Origin of the sequence: Leptospira mayottensis 200901116, assembly GCF_000306675.2 — a bacterium.
Classification (GTDB): Bacteria; Spirochaetota; Leptospiria; order Leptospirales; family Leptospiraceae; genus Leptospira; species Leptospira mayottensis.
In genome coordinates this window covers 2,655,001-2,673,010 of the sequence record NZ_CP024871.1, presented here as the reverse complement: position 1 = coordinate 2,673,010, position 18,010 = coordinate 2,655,001, and the positions used below count along the sequence as shown (strand labels likewise).

Annotated in this window: 13 protein-coding genes and 5 pseudogenes (1 of these 18 cut by a window edge); 4 read left to right on the top strand and 14 right to left on the bottom strand. The window is 37.9% G+C overall.

The window, feature by feature from the left end; all coding sequences use genetic code 11:
- Positions 1-50 precede the first annotated feature (50 nt).
- The 9 genes and pseudogenes from LEP1GSC190_RS12155 to LEP1GSC190_RS21145 form a co-directional block, all read right to left on the bottom strand.
- Entirely contained in the window at positions 51-1,280 is a 1,230-nt protein-coding gene (locus LEP1GSC190_RS12155; RefSeq protein ID WP_117344621.1) for an IS256 family transposase, read from the bottom strand.
- A 345-nt stretch (positions 1,281-1,625) separates the two neighbouring features.
- Positions 1,626-2,564 (bottom strand): Rpn family recombination-promoting nuclease/putative transposase, encoded by a 939-nt coding sequence (locus LEP1GSC190_RS12150; protein ID WP_117344656.1) that lies wholly within the window; start codon positions 2,562-2,564, stop codon positions 1,626-1,628.
- Between the two features lie 440 nt (positions 2,565-3,004).
- Positions 3,005-4,129, bottom strand: a complete 1,125-nt coding sequence (locus tag LEP1GSC190_RS12145; RefSeq protein WP_002748200.1) for a SpoIID/LytB domain-containing protein — start codon at positions 4,127-4,129, stop codon at positions 3,005-3,007.
- A 580-nt stretch (positions 4,130-4,709) separates the two neighbouring features.
- Positions 4,710-6,077, bottom strand: coding sequence for a class I SAM-dependent RNA methyltransferase (locus LEP1GSC190_RS12140; protein WP_036048337.1), 1,368 nt, complete (start codon positions 6,075-6,077; stop codon positions 4,710-4,712).
- Between the two features lie 111 nt (positions 6,078-6,188).
- Positions 6,189-6,320, bottom strand: a pseudogene (locus tag LEP1GSC190_RS20345) (IS5 family transposase); the annotation flags it as partial.
- 31 nt (positions 6,321-6,351) lie between these two features.
- A pseudogene (locus LEP1GSC190_RS12130) lies at positions 6,352-6,804 on the bottom strand (transposase); the annotation flags it as partial.
- On the bottom strand, positions 6,737-7,051 hold the full coding sequence (locus tag LEP1GSC190_RS21155; RefSeq protein WP_420844308.1) for a transposase: 315 nt from the start codon (positions 7,049-7,051) through the stop codon (positions 6,737-6,739). The gene LEP1GSC190_RS21155 and the pseudogene LEP1GSC190_RS12130, both read right to left, overlap by 68 nt.
- Before the next feature lie 47 nt (positions 7,052-7,098).
- The gene (locus tag LEP1GSC190_RS21150) at positions 7,099-7,446 is read right to left on the bottom strand and encodes an IS5 family transposase (RefSeq protein WP_002746977.1); all 348 of its coding nucleotides are present in this window, start codon (positions 7,444-7,446) and stop codon (positions 7,099-7,101) included.
- Between the two features lie 53 nt (positions 7,447-7,499).
- A pseudogene (locus LEP1GSC190_RS21145) lies at positions 7,500-8,236 on the bottom strand (IS3 family transposase); the annotation flags it as partial.
- Positions 8,237-8,385: 149 nt separating this feature from the next.
- Here LEP1GSC190_RS21145 and LEP1GSC190_RS12110 point away from each other — a divergent pair.
- A protein-coding gene (locus LEP1GSC190_RS12110; protein ID WP_174232268.1) for an IS5 family transposase occupies positions 8,386-9,164 on the top strand; the annotation gives its coding sequence in 2 pieces (ribosomal slippage) (positions 8,386-8,725 and positions 8,725-9,164; 780 coding nt in all).
- A 42-nt stretch (positions 9,165-9,206) separates the two neighbouring features.
- Entirely contained in the window at positions 9,207-10,436 is a 1,230-nt protein-coding gene (locus LEP1GSC190_RS12105) for an IS256 family transposase (RefSeq protein WP_002751875.1), read from the top strand.
- Between the two features lie 112 nt (positions 10,437-10,548).
- Here the strand turns inward: LEP1GSC190_RS12105 and LEP1GSC190_RS12100 are convergent.
- A pseudogene (locus LEP1GSC190_RS12100) lies at positions 10,549-11,493 on the bottom strand (IS110 family RNA-guided transposase); the annotation flags it as partial.
- Positions 11,494-12,335: 842 nt separating this feature from the next.
- Between LEP1GSC190_RS12100 and LEP1GSC190_RS12095 the strand changes: the two are divergent.
- Entirely contained in the window at positions 12,336-12,614 is a 279-nt protein-coding gene (locus LEP1GSC190_RS12095) for a hypothetical protein (RefSeq protein ID WP_002746969.1), read from the top strand.
- Between the two features lie 48 nt (positions 12,615-12,662).
- Complete coding sequence (locus LEP1GSC190_RS12090; protein WP_002746964.1) at positions 12,663-14,591, top strand: Lnb N-terminal periplasmic domain-containing protein; 1,929 nt, start codon at positions 12,663-12,665, stop codon at positions 14,589-14,591.
- A 238-nt stretch (positions 14,592-14,829) separates the two neighbouring features.
- Here LEP1GSC190_RS12090 and LEP1GSC190_RS21140 read toward each other — a convergent pair.
- The 4 genes and pseudogenes from LEP1GSC190_RS21140 to LEP1GSC190_RS12060 all read right to left on the bottom strand — a co-directional run.
- A pseudogene (locus LEP1GSC190_RS21140) lies at positions 14,830-14,959 on the bottom strand (IS110 family transposase); the annotation flags it as partial.
- A 73-nt stretch (positions 14,960-15,032) separates the two neighbouring features.
- The gene (locus tag LEP1GSC190_RS12080) at positions 15,033-16,124 is read right to left on the bottom strand and encodes an LIC10774 family surface protein (protein WP_002746971.1); all 1,092 of its coding nucleotides are present in this window, start codon (positions 16,122-16,124) and stop codon (positions 15,033-15,035) included.
- 565 nt (positions 16,125-16,689) lie between these two features.
- Positions 16,690-17,498, bottom strand: a protein-coding gene (locus tag LEP1GSC190_RS12070) for an IS5 family transposase (protein ID WP_100224632.1) whose coding sequence is annotated in 2 segments (ribosomal slippage) — positions 16,690-17,159 and positions 17,159-17,498 — 810 coding nt in all. Because the reading frame shifts where the segments join, the coding sequence is not laid out codon by codon here.
- Positions 17,499-17,996: 498 nt separating this feature from the next.
- On the bottom strand, positions 17,997-18,010 hold the end of the coding sequence (locus tag LEP1GSC190_RS12060) for a hypothetical protein (RefSeq protein WP_002745704.1). 229 nt of this gene lie beyond the right edge of the window; 14 of the gene's 243 nt are visible here — the last part of the coding sequence; its start codon lies off the right edge, out of view; the stop codon is at positions 17,997-17,999.

Genomic DNA, 18,010 nt, shown 5'->3' with positions numbered 1-18,010 from the left:
ACCTCTAGTTATTAGTGAGGGTGTCAGCGTTCCTGTGTAAATGACATATCTTAAAACGAATCGAACTTCAACCGATCGCCGAAAATAATCGAAAATTGATTCATTGCTTTTCCCCAATCTTGAATAGGCATGGTCCATTTTTTAGACATATTATTCAAAGCTAAATAAAGAAGCTTGATAGCCGCTTCATCGGTAGGAAACGAACCCCGATTCTTGATAATTTTTCTTAAACCCATATTCATAGATTCGATAGCGTTTGTGGTGTAAATCGCCTTACGAATATTAGGTGGATATGCCAAAAAAGGAATCACCGATTCCCAATTGTTTCTCCAGGACTTGCTAATCATCGGATATTGACTGTCCCATTTGGTTGAAAAATCATCAAGGCTTTTCTTAGCAATCTCTGCCGACGGAGATTTGTAGATAGCCTTTAAATCAATCATCAACTCTTTCTTCTGTTTGTAAGAAACCCATTTCAAAGAATTCCTTACCATATGAACGATACAAAGTTGAACTTGTGCATTAGGAAAAACTGATATGATCGTATCCGGAAATCCTTTTAACCCGTCAACGCAGGCGATTAAGATATCTTCAACTCCGCGATTCTTTAAATCGGTTAAGATCTGAAGCCAGAACTTCGCTCCTTCGGTGCGCTCCACCCAAATCCCAAGTATCTCTTTTGTGCCCTGTAGATTGATTCCTAAAGCCAAATAGAAGGATTTGTTTTGAACGTGGTGGCCGTCTCTCACCTTTACGACTAACGCGTCCATGATGAGAATTGGATATACTTTATCCAAGGGGCGATTCTGCCACTCGATCACCGTTTCCAGTACCGAATCGGTGACTTCTGAGATCAGATCCGCTGAGACTTCCACTTGATAGATTTCTTGGAGATGTTGGGTAATTTCTCGTGTGGTCATTCCGCGTGAATACATCGAAATGATTTTGTCATCGAAGCCGGTAAAACGTGTCTGACCTTTTTGTATGATCTGAGGTTCGAAACTGCCGTTTCTGTCTCGAGGTATTTCCAAATCGATTGTTCCAAAATCTCCTTTGAGCTTTTTGTTACTTTTTCCATTCCGAGAATTTCCTGTGTTATTGCCCAACGAGGAATTCTTCTCATATCCAAGGTGATGCGTCATCTCACCTTGCATCGCTCGCTCTATCAGTGATTTCGTTAGTTGCTTTAAGAGGCCTTCATTTCCCAGTAGATCTTCAGGACTCTTATCTTTGATTAATTCATCGAGTAGCTCTTCAGCTCGATTTTTGGGTTTGCTCATATTGGGTTTATCCTTGTTACTTTTTGGTTATTCACAAGTCATTTACACAATCGACACGACACCCTCTTATTAGTGGATAAGTGTGACCTTGCCTAGGAGATGTTGCCCTACGCTGTGATCCATATCGGGAACAATGTAGCCTGGTTTTTCTTTTTGACTATCGTCCTTCCTATTTTTAGTAAATTTAGAGCTTGTCTTAAAAGCCTCGGATGTAGGAACTCCAACGGGAGTAACAACAATAAAATCTATCTGAAAGTCAATACAACGAATCTGTGGGAACCTCCCACGTTTTTTAGAAACTTACCGGATCGTTAGAGATATTTTTTAAGGTTTTGAGACGTATTCTTAGAGAATTCCATGTTCTTTCAGGGTTTTTTCGGAGAGTCCTGTAATTTCTAAAACGGTCTTTAGATCAATCCCTTTCTTTAACATTTTACCGGCATCTTCTAATTTACCTTTCTCAACACCTTTTTCGATACCTTGCTGCATTCCCTGTTGTATGCCTTCTGAAATGAGTCTCTCCGCTGTAGTCACTGTTAGTTCCTCGTATTGTTCTAATTTTGATCTTTCCAAAACTCTTTTGAGTTCCGTAGGTTTTAAATCACGGGCCCAATAAATATACAACAACAGTTTCCGTAAGATTGCAACCCTTTTCGATTCTTCCTCTATTCCTAATAATAGCGAAAATAACCCCGGTAAGTGAGAAACAAATTCCAAATCCCCTTCCCGGATTTTTTGAACCACTCCCAAAGTGACTTGAAAAGTAATGCTTTCCAACTTCTTCTTCAACTCTACTTCTTTTAGATCAAACAAGTCTATTTTAAAATCGGGGATAAAGTCCTTCAGAATTTCCGTTTCTTGTTTTGTTAATACGAACTGGTCCAAAAATCGATTCCCCAATTTCCATTCCTTTTCTCCGTGATAGAACACGAATGGAATGACTACGGAAAGTGGCTCTCCATTTCTTTGTTGGTTTCGATAGATTTCCGTTAAATATCCGAGTAATTGAATATAGATGGTGTTTTCTAAATAACTTTTGTGTTCGAAAAGTAAATAGACGTTCGACTTGTTTCCGGACTTGAGAGGGATTTGAAACAGCAAATCCGTTTGTTCTTGTTTTAGTTCCTCGGATATAAAGCTCGATTCGGTCAATTCCAAGTTTTCCAAGTCGAGTAGTTTGACCACTTCCGGCGGTAACGTGTTTTTGAAAAAAGTAGCCGCTTCTTTTTTGTCCTGAAAGGTTTCTCGGATCAGTCGATCGTGAGGATTGTTCACTTCGGTCATCCGTTATCCTTGAGCTATCATTTTTCTCGGTCAATTCCATTTGGGAACTCTTCTAACCTACCATTCTTCCGTAAAAGGCAGAGTTCGAAGTTTTTCACAAAAACGTTGTTATATTTGATGGGTGTTTCTACGAATTTTTCCGTGGAACCCATAAGAATTTTCAGTTTAAAATTAGATAAAGATATCTTTATTATCGAATACGGCGATAGAAAATTCTTGCTAAAAGGTTTATGATGGAGGAGGTTTCAGTGGGATAATACCTCTTATTCACGTCGAAAAAGCGGGATCTATATTAATTAATAAGAATATTAGAAACTGATTTTAAAAAGTAGTTCTATAACGTTGGTATCCGTTTTTGATATGGTTTATAGTAGACTTAATGTTCGAATTTTAATAAGGAAAAAATCTATGAAAGAAGTTTTCCTATTAAAATTAGTAATTTAACGTGTAATTCTTGCGAGATCGGTTCCGGGATAGTAGTGTCTTAAAATTTCGACATAGTTGTAATTTTCTTTCGCCATCCCGAAGCTTCCCCATTGACTTAAACCCACGCCGTGACCGGATCCCATTCCTTTGATAAGAAAGCCGTTTCCTTCTTTTTGAATTCCGAAACGCAAAGAGCGAACGGAAGCGCCGAGAGTTTGCCTGAAATCTTTACCCCGAATTCTGGAAGAACCATCCGTTCCGCTGAGTTCTATAAGATCGACTCTTCCTGATGCCGTTCTGGATAGAACTTGGATTGATTGAATTTCGCCGAGTTTTAAATTCGAGAATTTAGAATTGATGAGTTCTTGAGAGACCGTTTCTTTCCAATAAAAGTTGTCTCCGGCACTGTCGAATTCCGAAGCTACAATGGAAAGGTAGGGAACTTTTTTGCCTCCCCAAATATTTTCGGGAGTTTCCGTTTTTCCGCCGCTGTTCGAATGAAAAAAAGCTTGGATCGGATTCTCTTCAAAGACGGCCATCACGCCGGTTGTGTCTTGAACCGCCTTTGTAGTCAATGGATGTTCCTTTTCAAGGCCTCCGTATACTTGTGAGTTTGTAGTTGCTTCCACGTCGTAGAAAGTATTCTTTTTATTTAATATTTCACGAACGGCATAAGTTCTTGCGCAGATTGCCTGGGCTTTTAACGCTTCCATCGGCCAGCTATAAGGAACTTCGGAGGGGACAACCGCCAAGAGGTATTCTTCCAAAGGAAGTGCATTAACCACAAGAGCGGGGCCTTGGTTTTGGGGGATCAGATGAATTGCTCCTCGCACTTTGAGAGATTTATATCCAAGGCTCGTGTTTTGACTTACAAAACGAATCGGGGCCTTTAAACGTGAAGCGTCCAAAGAAATGATGTCGATTCCTTTTTTGATCAAAAGATCGTTTGCATCATAGACAGAAATGATTCCTTCTCCTCGAATTTGGAGATCACCTTCGGCTTTTCCAAGCAATACTCTGATTTCGTGAACAGAACGGCTTTTATAGGGAGGGGTCCAAGGACGGATGATGACGGTGTTACAGCCCACTTGCAAAAGAATGATTGTGAGAATGAAAAACAAAGCTAGTTTTTTGATCATAAAAAGTATCTCTCCTCTTGAATATCGATGAGAAACTGAAATCTCTATAGGAATTTTTGAGTTTTATAGGAAGTTGAAAAAGGCTTTTGGCTTTCGAAAACGTAAAACCGACTTTTTTGGAAATGGACGTATACAATCATAATTGAAGAAAGGGCAAAGGAGGAAATTTTTAGCGGAATTGTAATCGTTTGCGTTCATTTGAGTCAAGATTGAACGTTTTGGATGGATCCGTAAACTCTGAAAATTTTAACGGATCATTCCCTGAAAAAACGGAAAAATCCTAACTGTCCTGAAAGTTTTGTAAATTGAAATTCGGTGATTGTGAACACAAAAAAAGTTACAGTAGGAAATAAGTCTCTTCTTGCGGGAAAAAGATTTTAACCTAAAATTACGTTTCGATACGGATATAGAGAGATAAATAAATATTCAAAAATTAAAGAATATACTAAAAATATAATTATATTGAACGTTAATGGAATTCTGGCTTTCGATTACTGAGAGTTTGAAATTTGCATAACGTTCGTGAGGGATGAGCTCCGAAAGAAAAAATATGAATCAAAAAATTGTCATATCGGTTGATTCAATCCGATTGAATGGGTATATTTTTGGAACTTAAGAGCGCAACGGATTCCAAGTGAGGAGTTTGAGGATACGGATCCGTGATGAGAATTTTTTGTATTTGAAAAAAGTCCTTCAATTTCCAGAGATCTTCTTTTTGGGAGGTTGGATTGCAGGAAACGTAAAAAAAAGAGGAGATCTTTGAATTCTTCAATGCTTCCGTAACGAATTCGCCGAGCCCGGCACGTGGAGGATCGGCGATTAGAATATTTCTTGATTGAAGCAATTCGTTCAGTTTGGGAGAGGACTTTTTTGAGAAAAGATCTTCTCTCAAGTAGGAGAATTCGATTTTTGGAAAATCGAAAGACATTTGTTTACGGGCGATTTCTAAAGAGCTTTCTGTGGAGTCGATTCCTGTAATTCTTCTGAATCTATGGGCGAAGATTCTACTAAAAAAACCGGAACCGCAAAATAGATCTATGAGATGATCGGATGATTTTGGGATTTCGGTTTCGATGAAATCCAAAATAGGTTGAAACCCTTCTGGATTCGGTTGGAAAAAAGAATCGAAGGGGACTTGAAATTCTTTTCCGGAAACGAATTCCAAATAGGATTCTTTTCCTTTGAGAACTTTTACTTCTCCGATCGCTGAAATTTCCCCTTTTCTTCGATTGAAACAAAATAGAATATGGTCCGCTTTCAGGTATTTTAAACAGACTTTCGAAAATTTTTCCTCTTGATCTGAATTTTTGAATTCTTCTACGAAAGTCAGGATAGTCATCAATTCGGAAGAGTTCTTCGCCTTTCGAAGAGTAAAATACTTTAAAAATCCTGAATCCGATTTTCGGTTGTAGGGAAGGTCTGGAAATTCGGAGATCAGATCTCGGAATCTTTTCAATTCCGCATTTGATTCCTCGCTTTGAATAAAACAATATTCCAAATCGACGATATGCCTAAAGGAACCCGCTTCCCTTTGTCCGATAACCGGTCCGGGAAATACGGCGAAATCCATTCTATTTCTGTAATGAAGTTTTTTTAGGGCCGGATATAAGATAGGTTCTATTCCGAAATCCTTTTTATAACTTTCTAAAAGAGCCGAGGTTTTATAATGGAATTGCTCTTCATAGGGAATGTGTTGCGCGGAACAACCTCCACATCTCGTAAATACAGCACAAGGAGGAATCACGACTCTTGGAGTTTGAAAAACTAAGTCTTGTTTGGTGGAGTGCTTGCGGCGTTTCTTTTTAAAAAAAGTGACGTGATAAATGTCTCCGGGTAGGGAATAAGGAATTTCGATTGAAATATTGTTTACAACGCTAACCCCTCGGAGTTTGGAATTCACAAATTCAACCGTGCCTTTATGAATGAAATTTGTGTCTTTATCGGGCATTATCGACCAGTTAATCGATTTGGTATGTATGGTAAACTTTAGTTTGTTTGAAAATCGATTCTTTTATAAAAAACTTTCGAGTAAAATTTGCACTTAGAGCCGGTCTCAAAACTACCTATCAAAAAAGTTAAAAGCAATGATAGAACTTGCGAGATAAAGAGATGCAAGATAATTTTCAGATTTTCTTTCCCAACGAATTAGGATAGCTCTGAATCGATTGTGCCAACTGTTAGTTCTTTCGAGGGTGTCAGCGCTCCTGTGTAAATGACATATCTTAAAACGAATCGAACTTCAACCGATCGCCGAAAATAATCGAAAATTGATTCATTGCTTTTCCCCAATCTTGAATAGGCATGGTCCATTTTTTAGACATATTATTCAAAGCTAAATAAAGAAGCTTGATAGCCGCTTCATCGGTAGGAAACGAACCCCGATTCTTGATAATTTTTCTTAGCCCCATATTCATAGATTCGATGGCGTTTGTGGTGTAAATCGCCTTACGAATATTAGGTGGATAAGCCAAAAAAGGAATCACCGATTCCCAATTGTTTCTCCAGGACTTGCTGATCATCGGATATTGACTGTCCCATTTGGTTGAAAAATCATCAAGGCTTTTCTTAGCAATCTCTGCCGACGGAGATTTGTAGATAGCCTTTAAATCAATCATCAACTCTTTCTTCTGTTTGTAAGAAACCCATTTCAAAGAATTCCTTACCATATGAACGATTGTATTTACCGATGAGAGGCTTTTCACCTTTTTTCCGAATATGAGATTGAATGTTTCTTCTTTTGATTAAAACTTCTATATCTTGGAAGTCATAACCTTTATCTAAACAAAGATGTTTTGGCTTTTTTCTTCTTTTTCCGGAAAATATTAGGATTGAATTCAACGTATCTTTTACACCGTGTTTGTCATGAACGTTAGCTCCAGTCAACGTAATTGCCAAAGGAATTCCATTTCCATCCGTAAGGATATGCCGTTTAACCCCTAATTTGGCACGGTCTGTAGGATTTTTCCCGGTTAAACTCCCCCTTTGGGAGCTTTAACCATTGCCGAATCCATCGAAGCCCAGTCCCATGCTATCTGATTCTTTACATCATAATATTTTAAAATGGATTTATAGATCTTTTTGAATACCCCTGCTCGTTCCCATTCTTGAAATCTTCTGTGACAAGTTTGACCAGATCCAAACTCATTGGGAATTGCACGCCACTGACAGCCTGTTTTCATTCGATAGATGATACCTGCCATTACTATTCTTGAAGGAACACGATTGCGACCTCCTTGAAGATTGGGCTTTTCTTTAGGAATCAATGGTGCTATTTTTTCCCAAAGTGCATCGGGGATTTCTGAATAATATTTGTCCATTTCACATTTATATTTTTACACTTTCTCTGTACAACCAGTTTTGAGACCGGCTCTAAGCGTTCGGAAGTGATTGAGAATTCTGTCTGCGTTACCACGGCGAATCTTCCAAAGTCATCGATAATATTCAAAATTCTGAATCTTTTTCCCGAGTAGAGTGAGTCCGACATGAAATCCATGGACCATCTTTCTCCAGAATTCTTAGGAACAAGCTTTGGAACTGATGGTAACGATAGTTTCTTTCGCTTTGGTTTGATTCGATATTTTAAGCCCAATTCGGAATACAAGCGATAGATTCGTTTATGATTTACTCGTTCTTCTTGTCGTATGAAGTCATGGATCTGTCTGTAACCCGCCCTTTTATACTTATACGCTAAAGAACGAATTCGATCTTTTAGTTCTATGTCTGGATCCTGAATTTTGGAACGATACCGAAAGCCAGTCCGCGAAACGCTCAAGAGTCTACAGGACTTGCGTTCCCCGAGCTTTGATTTGATTAACATGACCGCCTCTTGTTTCTGCTCTCGGCTTACCACTTTTTTTCAAGTAACATCTTGATTGCTTCATTTTCTAAAGCTAATTCTGCATACAGTTTCTTGAGCTTACTATTCTCTTCTTCCAAAGTTTTCATCCGCTTTAGATCGCTCAGTTCGAGACCACCATATTTCGAACGCCAACGGTAAAATGTATTTCCGCTGATTCCATACTTCCGACAAATATCTGGGGTCGAAACTCCTGATTCCGATTCCTTTAGAATCTTATGGATTTGTTCTTCGCTGAATCGTTTCTTCATATTTTCCTCCAAGTTTATGATTCTTCTGGAGGATTTCAAACATTCTAACTGGTCCTAAATTCGGGGGATAGGTCACAAAAGCCCTCGAATAATAAGAGGTTGTCCCAAAACCTCCTTGTACTTGTAGTCTCAGGAAATAGATATGACATATGAAATCAGATTTAGGTCATTTAGATATCCCTGAAGAGATTTGGAAACGTCTTCATCCCTTGCTACCAAAGCGTAAAACAAACTCCAAGAAAGGAGGTCGTCCTCGGCTTGATGATAGAGTGGCGATGGCCGCAATATTTTACAGGGTAAGAACAGGAATTCAATGGAGATATATACCTCCGATGTTCGGTTCAAAATCAACGTTACATAGAAGATTTCAGGAATGGGTAGCCAGCGGAGTTTTTGATAAAATTGAAAAAGAAGCATTAAAACTTTATGAGCGCACTGTTAAAATTAGAACTAAAAGAATGGCATCTGATGGTAGCTTCGCAAGAGCTCCCAAAGGGGGGCTTTCACGGGTCCAAACCCGACGGATCGCGGCAAAAGAGGCCTTAAAAGGCATATTCTCGTCGATCGGCGTGGAGCACCTGTAGCTTTTGTAATCGCTTCGGCAGGAACTCACGATTCTAAATTACTTTTTCCTACTTTAGAAAAGTTCAAAGTATTTAGAAACAAAAAATTGCTTAAACCAGAAATCCTTTCTTTAGATAAGGCTTACTCTAACAAAACGATTAAGAACAATTTAAAAAAGAAGAATATTCAATATCGAATTCCAAATAAAAAGAATGCGAGAAATCCTGAATGGATTGCTCCGCTAAATCCTTTTAGATGGACAGTCGAACGTACTTTTGCTTGGTTTAATGCATTTAGAGCCATAAAAACTTGTTGGGAATTCAAATTTGAAAATTATAAGGAGAGTGTCGGCTTGATTGTGTAAATGACTTGTGAATAACCAAAAAGTAACAAGGATAAACCCAATATGAGCAAACCCAAAAATCGAGCTGAAGAGCTACTCGATGAATTAATCAAAGATAAGAGTCCTGAAGATCTACTGGGAAATGAAGGCCTCTTAAAGCAACTAACGAAATCACTGATAGAGCGAGCGATGCAAGGTGAGATGACGCATCACCTTGGATATGAGAAGAATTCCTCGTTGGGCAATAACACAGGAAATTCTCGGAATGGAAAAAGTAGCAAAAAGCTCAAAGGAGATTTTGGAACAATCGATTTGGAAATACCTCGAGACAGAAACGGCAGTTTCGAACCTCAGATCATACAAAAAGGTCAGACACGTTTTACCGGCTTCGATGACAAAATCATTTCGATGTATTCTCGTGGAATGACCACACGAGAAATTACCCAACATCTCCAAGAAATCTATCAAGTGGAAGTCTCAGCGGATCTGATCTCAGAAGTCACCGATTCGGTACTGGAAACGGTGATCGAGTGGCAGAATCGCCCCTTGGATAAAGTATATCCAATTCTCATCATGGACGCGTTAGTCGTAAAGGTGAGAGACGGCCACCACGTTCAAAACAAATCCTTCTATTTGGCTTTAGGAATCAATCTACAGGGCACAAAAGAGATACTTGGGATTTGGGTGGAGCGCACCGAAGGAGCGAAGTTCTGGCTTCAGATCTTAACCGATTTAAAGAATCGCGGAGTTGAAGATATCTTAATCGCCTGCGTTGACGGGTTAAAAGGATTTCCGGATACGATCATATCAGTTTTTCCTAATGCACAAGTTCAACTTTGTATCGTTCATATGGTAAGGAATTCTTTGAAATGGGTTTCTTACAAACAGAAGAAAGAGTTGATGATTGATTTAAAGGCTATCTACAAATCTCCGTCGGCAGAGATTGCTAAGAAAAGCCTTGATGATTTTTCAACCAAATGGGACAGTCAATATCCGATGATCAGCAAGTCCTGGAGAAACAATTGGGAATCGGTGATTCCTTTTTTGGCTTATCCACCTAATATTCGTAAGGCGATTTACACCACAAACGCCATCGAATCTATGAATATGGGGCTAAGAAAAATTATCAAGAATCGGGGTTCGTTTCCTACCGATGAAGCGGCTATCAAGCTTCTTTATTTAGCTTTGAATAATATGTCTAAAAAATGGACCATGCCTATTCAAGATTGGGGAAAAGCAATGAATCAATTTTCGATTATTTTCGGCGATCGGTTGAAGTTCGATTCGTTTTAAGATATGTCATTTACACAGGAGCGCTGACACCCTCATTATAAGGCATTATTCCAAATCGCATTTGCTATCATTTTAATTAGAATGTCCTGGAAATAGGTTTTGGGACAAGCTCTAACGCAGGTTGTCCCGATCTACGTGCGGTTACAATCTTACTTCCTGTTCCAGGGAAACGATGTTGCCAAGCTGCTTCTGTCAATATTCTTCGAAGTCTGGGACTTCCAGTTTTTGTTATCCCTGTTTGTTTTCTTTTGGAACCGCTGGAATATTCTCCCGGAACAAGTCCTAAAAAACTCATGAACGAACCGGCTGTTTTGAATCGTTTGAAGTCACAAACCTCACAAAGTAAAAACATTGCGGTTAGATAATCCACTCCTCGGAAACATCTTAATATTCCTACTTTCTCTCGATACGGTTCACTTTTCGCTATCTCTTGTATTCTCTTATCCATCGCTTTTAAATTCTCTTCTTGAACTCTTACTCGACTATAATAGTCGTTAAATGTCTCTTGAAGGATCTCGTTGTTAAACTGTAGATTGTTCAACCATTTGTTATGACTGACTGTCCAATACTTTGTTGCTGAGTAAGTTATACCCTTTCTTAATAAGAATTTCATTAACCTCTGACGATTCCTTCCTAAATCCAAACGAAGGCTGTCACGGGATCTCAGATAATCTCTTACCGCTTCGTCCTCTTCACTCGGTACATGAATCGATTCTAATTCTCCACTTCGCAATAATTTTGCTAATTTGATTGCATCTCTCTTATCCGTTTTGATCTTATCCGAGCTTTGTCTTGGTATCTTTCCGGGTGCTACAAGGATACAGTTCACTCCCAAAGACTTGAGATATCTGTAAAGTGGATAACCGGTTACTCCTGCCTCGTAACAACTATGTATCTCGTTCCATTCTGATTTTAGTTTATTGACGAACTTTTTGATCTGAACCTCATTATGTTTTATCTGCTGTTCTTTTACTATTTCCTTTGTATTGTTCGTTAAACTCGCAATTCTAATCGTTTCTTTGTGGACATCCATTCCTACATATATTTTTCTTTTCATTACGTTCCTTCTGTTGGTTTTCTTGTTTTGTGGTAAATGCTTGCATCTAACCCACGGTTTTCAAGCCCAGAAGGGGCGCCATTTTGTCTTAGAAGGCTAAGCGGCAAATTGTATTTGTATTTTCGGAGAAAATGGTTATCAAGAAATAGAAACACGGTAGCATTTCGGAAAAATAGCTTCGAATTTTCTGAGAAATTGCGGTTTTAGAAAGATAGATAAGTGCATTTATTACCGATTTGCCTACGAAGTCTGTTTTATTTTGAATTGTTTCGACAAGCAAAATTATCCGGAGTAAAAACGTTTGGCGAGGTTTTCTGCAGATTGAATCAGGTTAAATCGTTATTTTTATCGGAGTCGATAACCTAATTTTTTCGGTTTGAAAGTGATTTCATTATATTGATAAAATTGAATATAAGATTTCGTAATTATCCTTGTAATACCTATACTTAATGTGTATTTTCTATTCCTATTGAATCCCTTATAATACGAATTCTTTGATTCGGATTGTTCTATTTATTTCCAAGAGCGAATTTTTACTTTCCTACAAATTAAGATCGAATAACATAAAGAAAGGGTATAATTATTAATTCGGAGGATATTTAAAAGATATATTTTGAATACCGGACTTATAAAACTGATCTGCCTATAGAGATTTAAGGGAAATCAAATCTTCTTTAGAAAATATTGAAATAAAGAGTCTGCTGATCTTCAAAAGATAAATAGAATTATCTTATTTTGAAATACGTTTTTCTATGCATTACAAAGAAATAATTGCGCAAAATTTTATGATTGCTAAGGCTCTGTAGAAAGGAATTTTAGCTAAAATCAAGGAGAATTACTTAATGAAAAAAATTCTATTTTTAAGCTTCGTTGTTGGTTTAATTGCCAATTGTTATAGTATCGACAAAACTAAAGTTGGTGGTAAAGAGGTAATTACGGCGACTCAGATGAACCCGGTAATTTTTACCGCTTGGGGAGCACCTGTAACGGCTTGTTTAAACGATTTGAACAAAGAAGGTGCAACACAGGTTGTTAATGCTGGAGGAGCTGCAACCGGCGGTATGTTTTCTACTTCAAGAATTTCTGGAACTGAAGCTTGTCAGGCAACTGGCGTTAAATAGTTTTGTTCAGCCGCTTGTTCGTTGGGCGGCTGATTTTCAAGGACATCCTTGATTAGATTATTTTCTTACGTTTTAATTGCTTATCTGTTTATTATTCCTCTTTTTTCAGAAAACCCAACCTCAAGAAGACTTTTTATAGAAGATAAAATCGGAAGTATCCAAAAGGAGGGGATTTATAAAGAAAGAAGCTGGTTAACTTTATTGCACTATGAGAAAGTCTCTGAAAACAAATATAGAAGTTATGCAGACAGCGATTCCTTTTTTCTCTCTCCGTCCGGTAAGACGAATCCGTTTTTAGAATTGGAAACGAGTCTTAGGGTTTTCTCAAAAGACGAAGCTCTAACCGATCTGTCAGTCGAATGTTTATTTCCGGCCCGTTTTCATTGGATACGGGAACGGTTCTCCATAGATCCAAATTTATTTCCGATACCGTCTTGTCCTAAATTTGAAGAGTTTCATAATCAAATGAGAGCGCATTCGCTTTCTGTTGTTTTTGCCGCCTTTCACCCTGAACATCCAGCTTCCTTATTTGGACATACGATGCTTAAGTTTAATTCTGGTACTAAGGAAGCGGAAGAGTTGGAAGACGTAGTCGTTACTTACGCGGCGATAATTCCGAGAATTGTAGACCCTTTTTCCTATGTTTTCAATGGTTTGAGCGGAAATTTTCCGGGATCTTTTGAAATTCAAAAATATAAATATAAGATATACGAATATAACGAGTACGAAAATCGAAGTCTTTGGGAATATAAGCTGAATATTGACGAAAGAGGTATCGAAAGAATAATCCGCCATTTATGGGAAATGCAGAAAAATCATTTTGATTATTATTTTTTTGATGAAAATTGCTCTTTTAGAATTCTCACTTTGCTTGATGTAGGTAATCCGGAACTCCGATTATCTGATCGGAAAAAAATTTTAGTACAACCTGCCGATACGATCAAGTTAATGGCGGCTCAAAAGAACTTATTATTGGAAGTAAAGTTCAGACCTTCGATTGTAGAAAGATATAGACAAAAGTATGGTTTTCTAAATGAGTCGGAGAGGGAACTTTTAAGAAAAGTTATCAAGGACGATACGGATGTGAGTCAGGGGTTACCTGAAAACCGCAGAGCGATTCTTTATGATGCTATGATCGATTATCTTCTGATTAAAAAATCTATGGAAAAAGGAACCCTCGACGAAAAGGATAAGGAAAGGTATTATAAATATAATTCACTGAGAGGGGATATGGGAAATTTATTAAAACTCAATGATTATTATTTTCCTCCTACGGCGTCTAATCCACTTCTTGGGCACGATCCTTCTCAAATTATGATATCTGCGGGGAATTCTTCCAATGGTGTATTTGGGGAATTTAATTTTAGGCCGGTCCTAAGGGACTTTACGGATTCGTATCCTGGTTATTCTCCGTACAATCAATTATACTTTTTGAATACGAATATACGTGTTTATGAGAATATGAAATCGCCTAAACTTCAAGAGATACATTTTATTCAGATGACTTCTCTGCATCCAATCGGTCAATTCTTGAATAAGGCATCTTGGCGTTTCGATGTAGGTGTTAAATCTCTTTTGACGGAAAAAGTTTTTAAGGAAGATCCGGGTATTTTATTTGGCTTTTCTAGTTTCGGATTTGGAGTCGCTTCGGAACCGTTTTATTATTTCTCGCGTTATAGTTTGATTTTTTATTCATTTTTGGACGTGAGAGGAGATATATCCGATTCTTTTCGGAGGGGATATCGCTTGGGATCAGTCGCAACCGTCGGGGTATTGTGCAGAATTACCGAACGACTTTCGTTTCATTTGATAGGAGACTATCGTTCTTATTCTTTCGGAGATAAGCAGTATTTTCCAGAGTTTTCCATACAAGGAAATTATTTGCTAACGGAACATATCGCTTTAGAATTTCAGTATAGAAAAAACTATTTTACTTCTTTGGAAGAAACCAAGTTCGGTGCCAAACTTTATTTTTAATTTACACACTGCCTAAGTGGAACCTTATTTGCAGTAGTTCCCAAGGACTTTGACAGTCTTTAAGATTTTATAAGATTTTCTCATCGTTTAAAAATGTAGTAGTTCCCACATTCCTAGGTTTTGGAACAAGTCTTAAATATCTCGTTTCGTCGTGTCCTTTGAGATCGGTTTACCGGGAATTTTATTTCGCATCTTACGGAGTTTCTGTGTCAAAGCCATCTCGTTTCCCACTATTTTTTTACATAAGACTATAATGAGCTAATTTTCGATTCAGATTCTTTTTTATTCATAGAGTTGAGTAATTTTCCTGTTCGGATTATAGAAAATAAAACTTCGATCATTTTTCGAGTTACAACGATGATCGATTTTATATGTTTAAGACTTTACAAACGGTCCCATCGCTTTCTTACATTCGAAAGCGATGGGAATGAGGAATGAATTTTACGGGTTACAAGGCGCAGCCGCGAGACTCATGCCAGAAGTTAAAATGGAAGAATTGGAAGGATTCAATATATCCGCAACTCCGCCTGTCGTCAGTACAGTAGGCGGAATGTGATCCCAATGATTGTTCTTAGCATACAAAGTAGTCGTATTCGAAGCCGATGTGTATAGATCATTAAACGTATTGCAGGAAATGGTATTGTTTCCCACACTTCCAGTGCTTCCTCCTCCCAAATCCACGTTGATACCGAAGTCGGTATTAGTCATGAGAAGAATTCCCGACTTGTTCCGAGAAATCAAATTATTTTCTACTTTGATCGCTGCGTTTGAGAAAGAATTATAGATCCCGAAATAATTTGAAACGATAGTATTACCGGAAATGATATTTCCAGTTTCGCCCTGATTGGAAGTTCGGATAAAAACCCCCGCACCTCCGATATTTTCGGTCAATGTGTTGTTTCGAATTGTGATTCCGGAAATAATGCCGGAAATTGATCCAGGAACTTGAACAGCCGAAGTGTCCGCTCCAGAGTAAGGTTTAGGATTGGTAATCGTAAATCCGGCAACTGTGCTGCCGTTTTCTAAAATCAAAGTAGCGTACTCAAATCCAGTGGAAACCACTCCCATTCCCAAAATCAAAGTAGGTCCTTCATTACGAATGATCCCAGTGCCGGTATAACCGGAATTTCCTCCCTTTACTTTACTTTCTATGCCTTTTCCGGATTCATTTCCGATTAAATTTATACCTGCAGGTATCTTTATGGGAAACGTTTCTCCCAGCGTTTCGTTGTAGGTTCCGGGCGCTACATAGATCGTATTTCCGGGTTGCGAAACTGCATACGTAATAGTTTTGTAAGGAGCGAGTGACGTTCCAGGGTTGGAATTATTTCCCGAAAGAGCATCCACGTAATGAACGTTGGGTGTCGGTACTGAATTTACTAAGGATCTCTGAGGATTTGCTGCAATATCTAACAACGATTTGTCGGAGATTCCCAAAAGAAGGAGCGAAGAATTTTCATTTCCATCGTTTGCTCCCGCACATCCCGCAAATAACAGAAAAGCTGCCAGGCACATTGAAAAAATTTGTTTCATTTTATTTTCCTTAAGATTCCTATTCTTTATAAAATATGAATCTTTGTCCTCAATGCAACAGGCGGATGTTTTCATTTTGAACGGAAAATAAAATTTATAAAAAATTATTGTAATTCCTTATAAATCGAAGACGTGAAAATAAGAATTTCGCAGGAATGAGAGCCTGATGTTCTCAGGTAACGTTAGAATCATTCTCAATACGATAGAAATACGACACAACCTCAATGAAATCTAAAATTAAAGATCGCATTATAATCCAAAAGGGTTAATTAGAAGTCGAATTAAAATATCTTTAAGTAGATTGTGAATGGAGTTGTTGAAAACTTCTATCGTTCATTTGGATGAAATAGAAATCGATCCAAGATGAATTTCGATGTCTATCGTGGAAAAATTTCTAAAAGCTCTTCATGTTTTCTAAAATAGAGTTGTTAAAAAATTACTAATTAATACATTTAATAATAAATAGGCGAAAATCCCCAAGTCCCGCGGCTAAAACGAAATGTTTAAAATCTTTTCTAAAACTTTTAATAACATCCGAGGTAATTCTAAGAGCTTGTCCCAAAACCTATTTCCAGGACATTCTAATTAAAATGATAGCAAATGCGATTTGGAATAATGCCTTATAATTTTCAAATTTGAATTCCCAACAAGTTTTTATGGCTCTAAATGCATTAAACCAAGCAAAAGTACGTTCGACTGTCCATCTAAAAGGATTTAGCGGAGCAATCCATTCAGGATTTCTCGCATTCTTTTTATTTGGAATTCGATATTGAATATTCTTCTTTTTTAAATTGTTCTTAATCGTTTTGTTAGAGTAAGCCTTATCTAAAGAAAGGATTTCTGGTTTAAGCAATTTTTTGTTTCTAAATACTTTGAACTTTTCTAAAGTAGGAAAAAGTAATTTAGAATCGTGAGTTCCTGCCGAAGCGATTACAAAAGCTACAGGTGCTCCACGCCGATCGACGAGAATATGCCTTTTAAGGCCTCTTTTGCCGCGATCCGTCGGGTTTGGACCCGTGAAAGCCCCCCTTTGGGAGCTCTTGCGAAGCTACCATCAGATGCCATTCTTTTAGTTCTAATTTTAACAGTGCGCTCATAAAGTTTTAATGCTTCTTTTTCAATTTTATCAAAAACTCCGCTGGCTACCCATTCCTGAAATCTTCTATGTAACGTTGATTTTGAACCGAACATCGGAGGTATATATCTCCATTGAATTCCTGTTCTTACCCTGTAAAATATTGCGGCCATCGCCACTCTATCATCAAGCCGAGGACGACCTCCTTTCTTGGAGTTTGTTTTACGCTTTGGTAGCAAGGGATGAAGACGTTTCCAAATCTCTTCAGGGATATCTAAATGACCTAAATCTGATTTCATATGTCATATCTATTTCCTGAGACTACAAGTACAAGGAGGTTTTGGGACAACCTCTAAATCTTTTAATACCGGTAAAAGCATTTTCTACGAAATTTTTTTTATTAGTTCCTTGTATTGTTTGCTTTTTGTACGACGGTGAGTGCTTTTTTCTTAACGTGAATTCGATATAAGAAAGTTTGGGCGAATCAGCCTTTGCAAGCAAAGGCTGGGCCACGCTGAAACTAAAGTGCTGTTCTCTGAGGGTCACAACATAATAATCGTTTTCGTTTTCGCATTTGTTATGCCGAACTCACGTTTTCTTAGATAAAATGGCGCGCTTTATAGGCTTGAAAAACGAGGGTTAGATGCGAACATTACTACTCGGGCGCATGAAAAAAATACTGTAATAAGTTTGTTTCAAAAGTTAGAATGTTCGATCTTCTTCAAAAAAGCTAACAATTCTGGATTCGATGTAATTTTGTGGGCATCTTCTTGAAACCTCAAAAATGAAATATTTGTTTATTCAAAAGAAC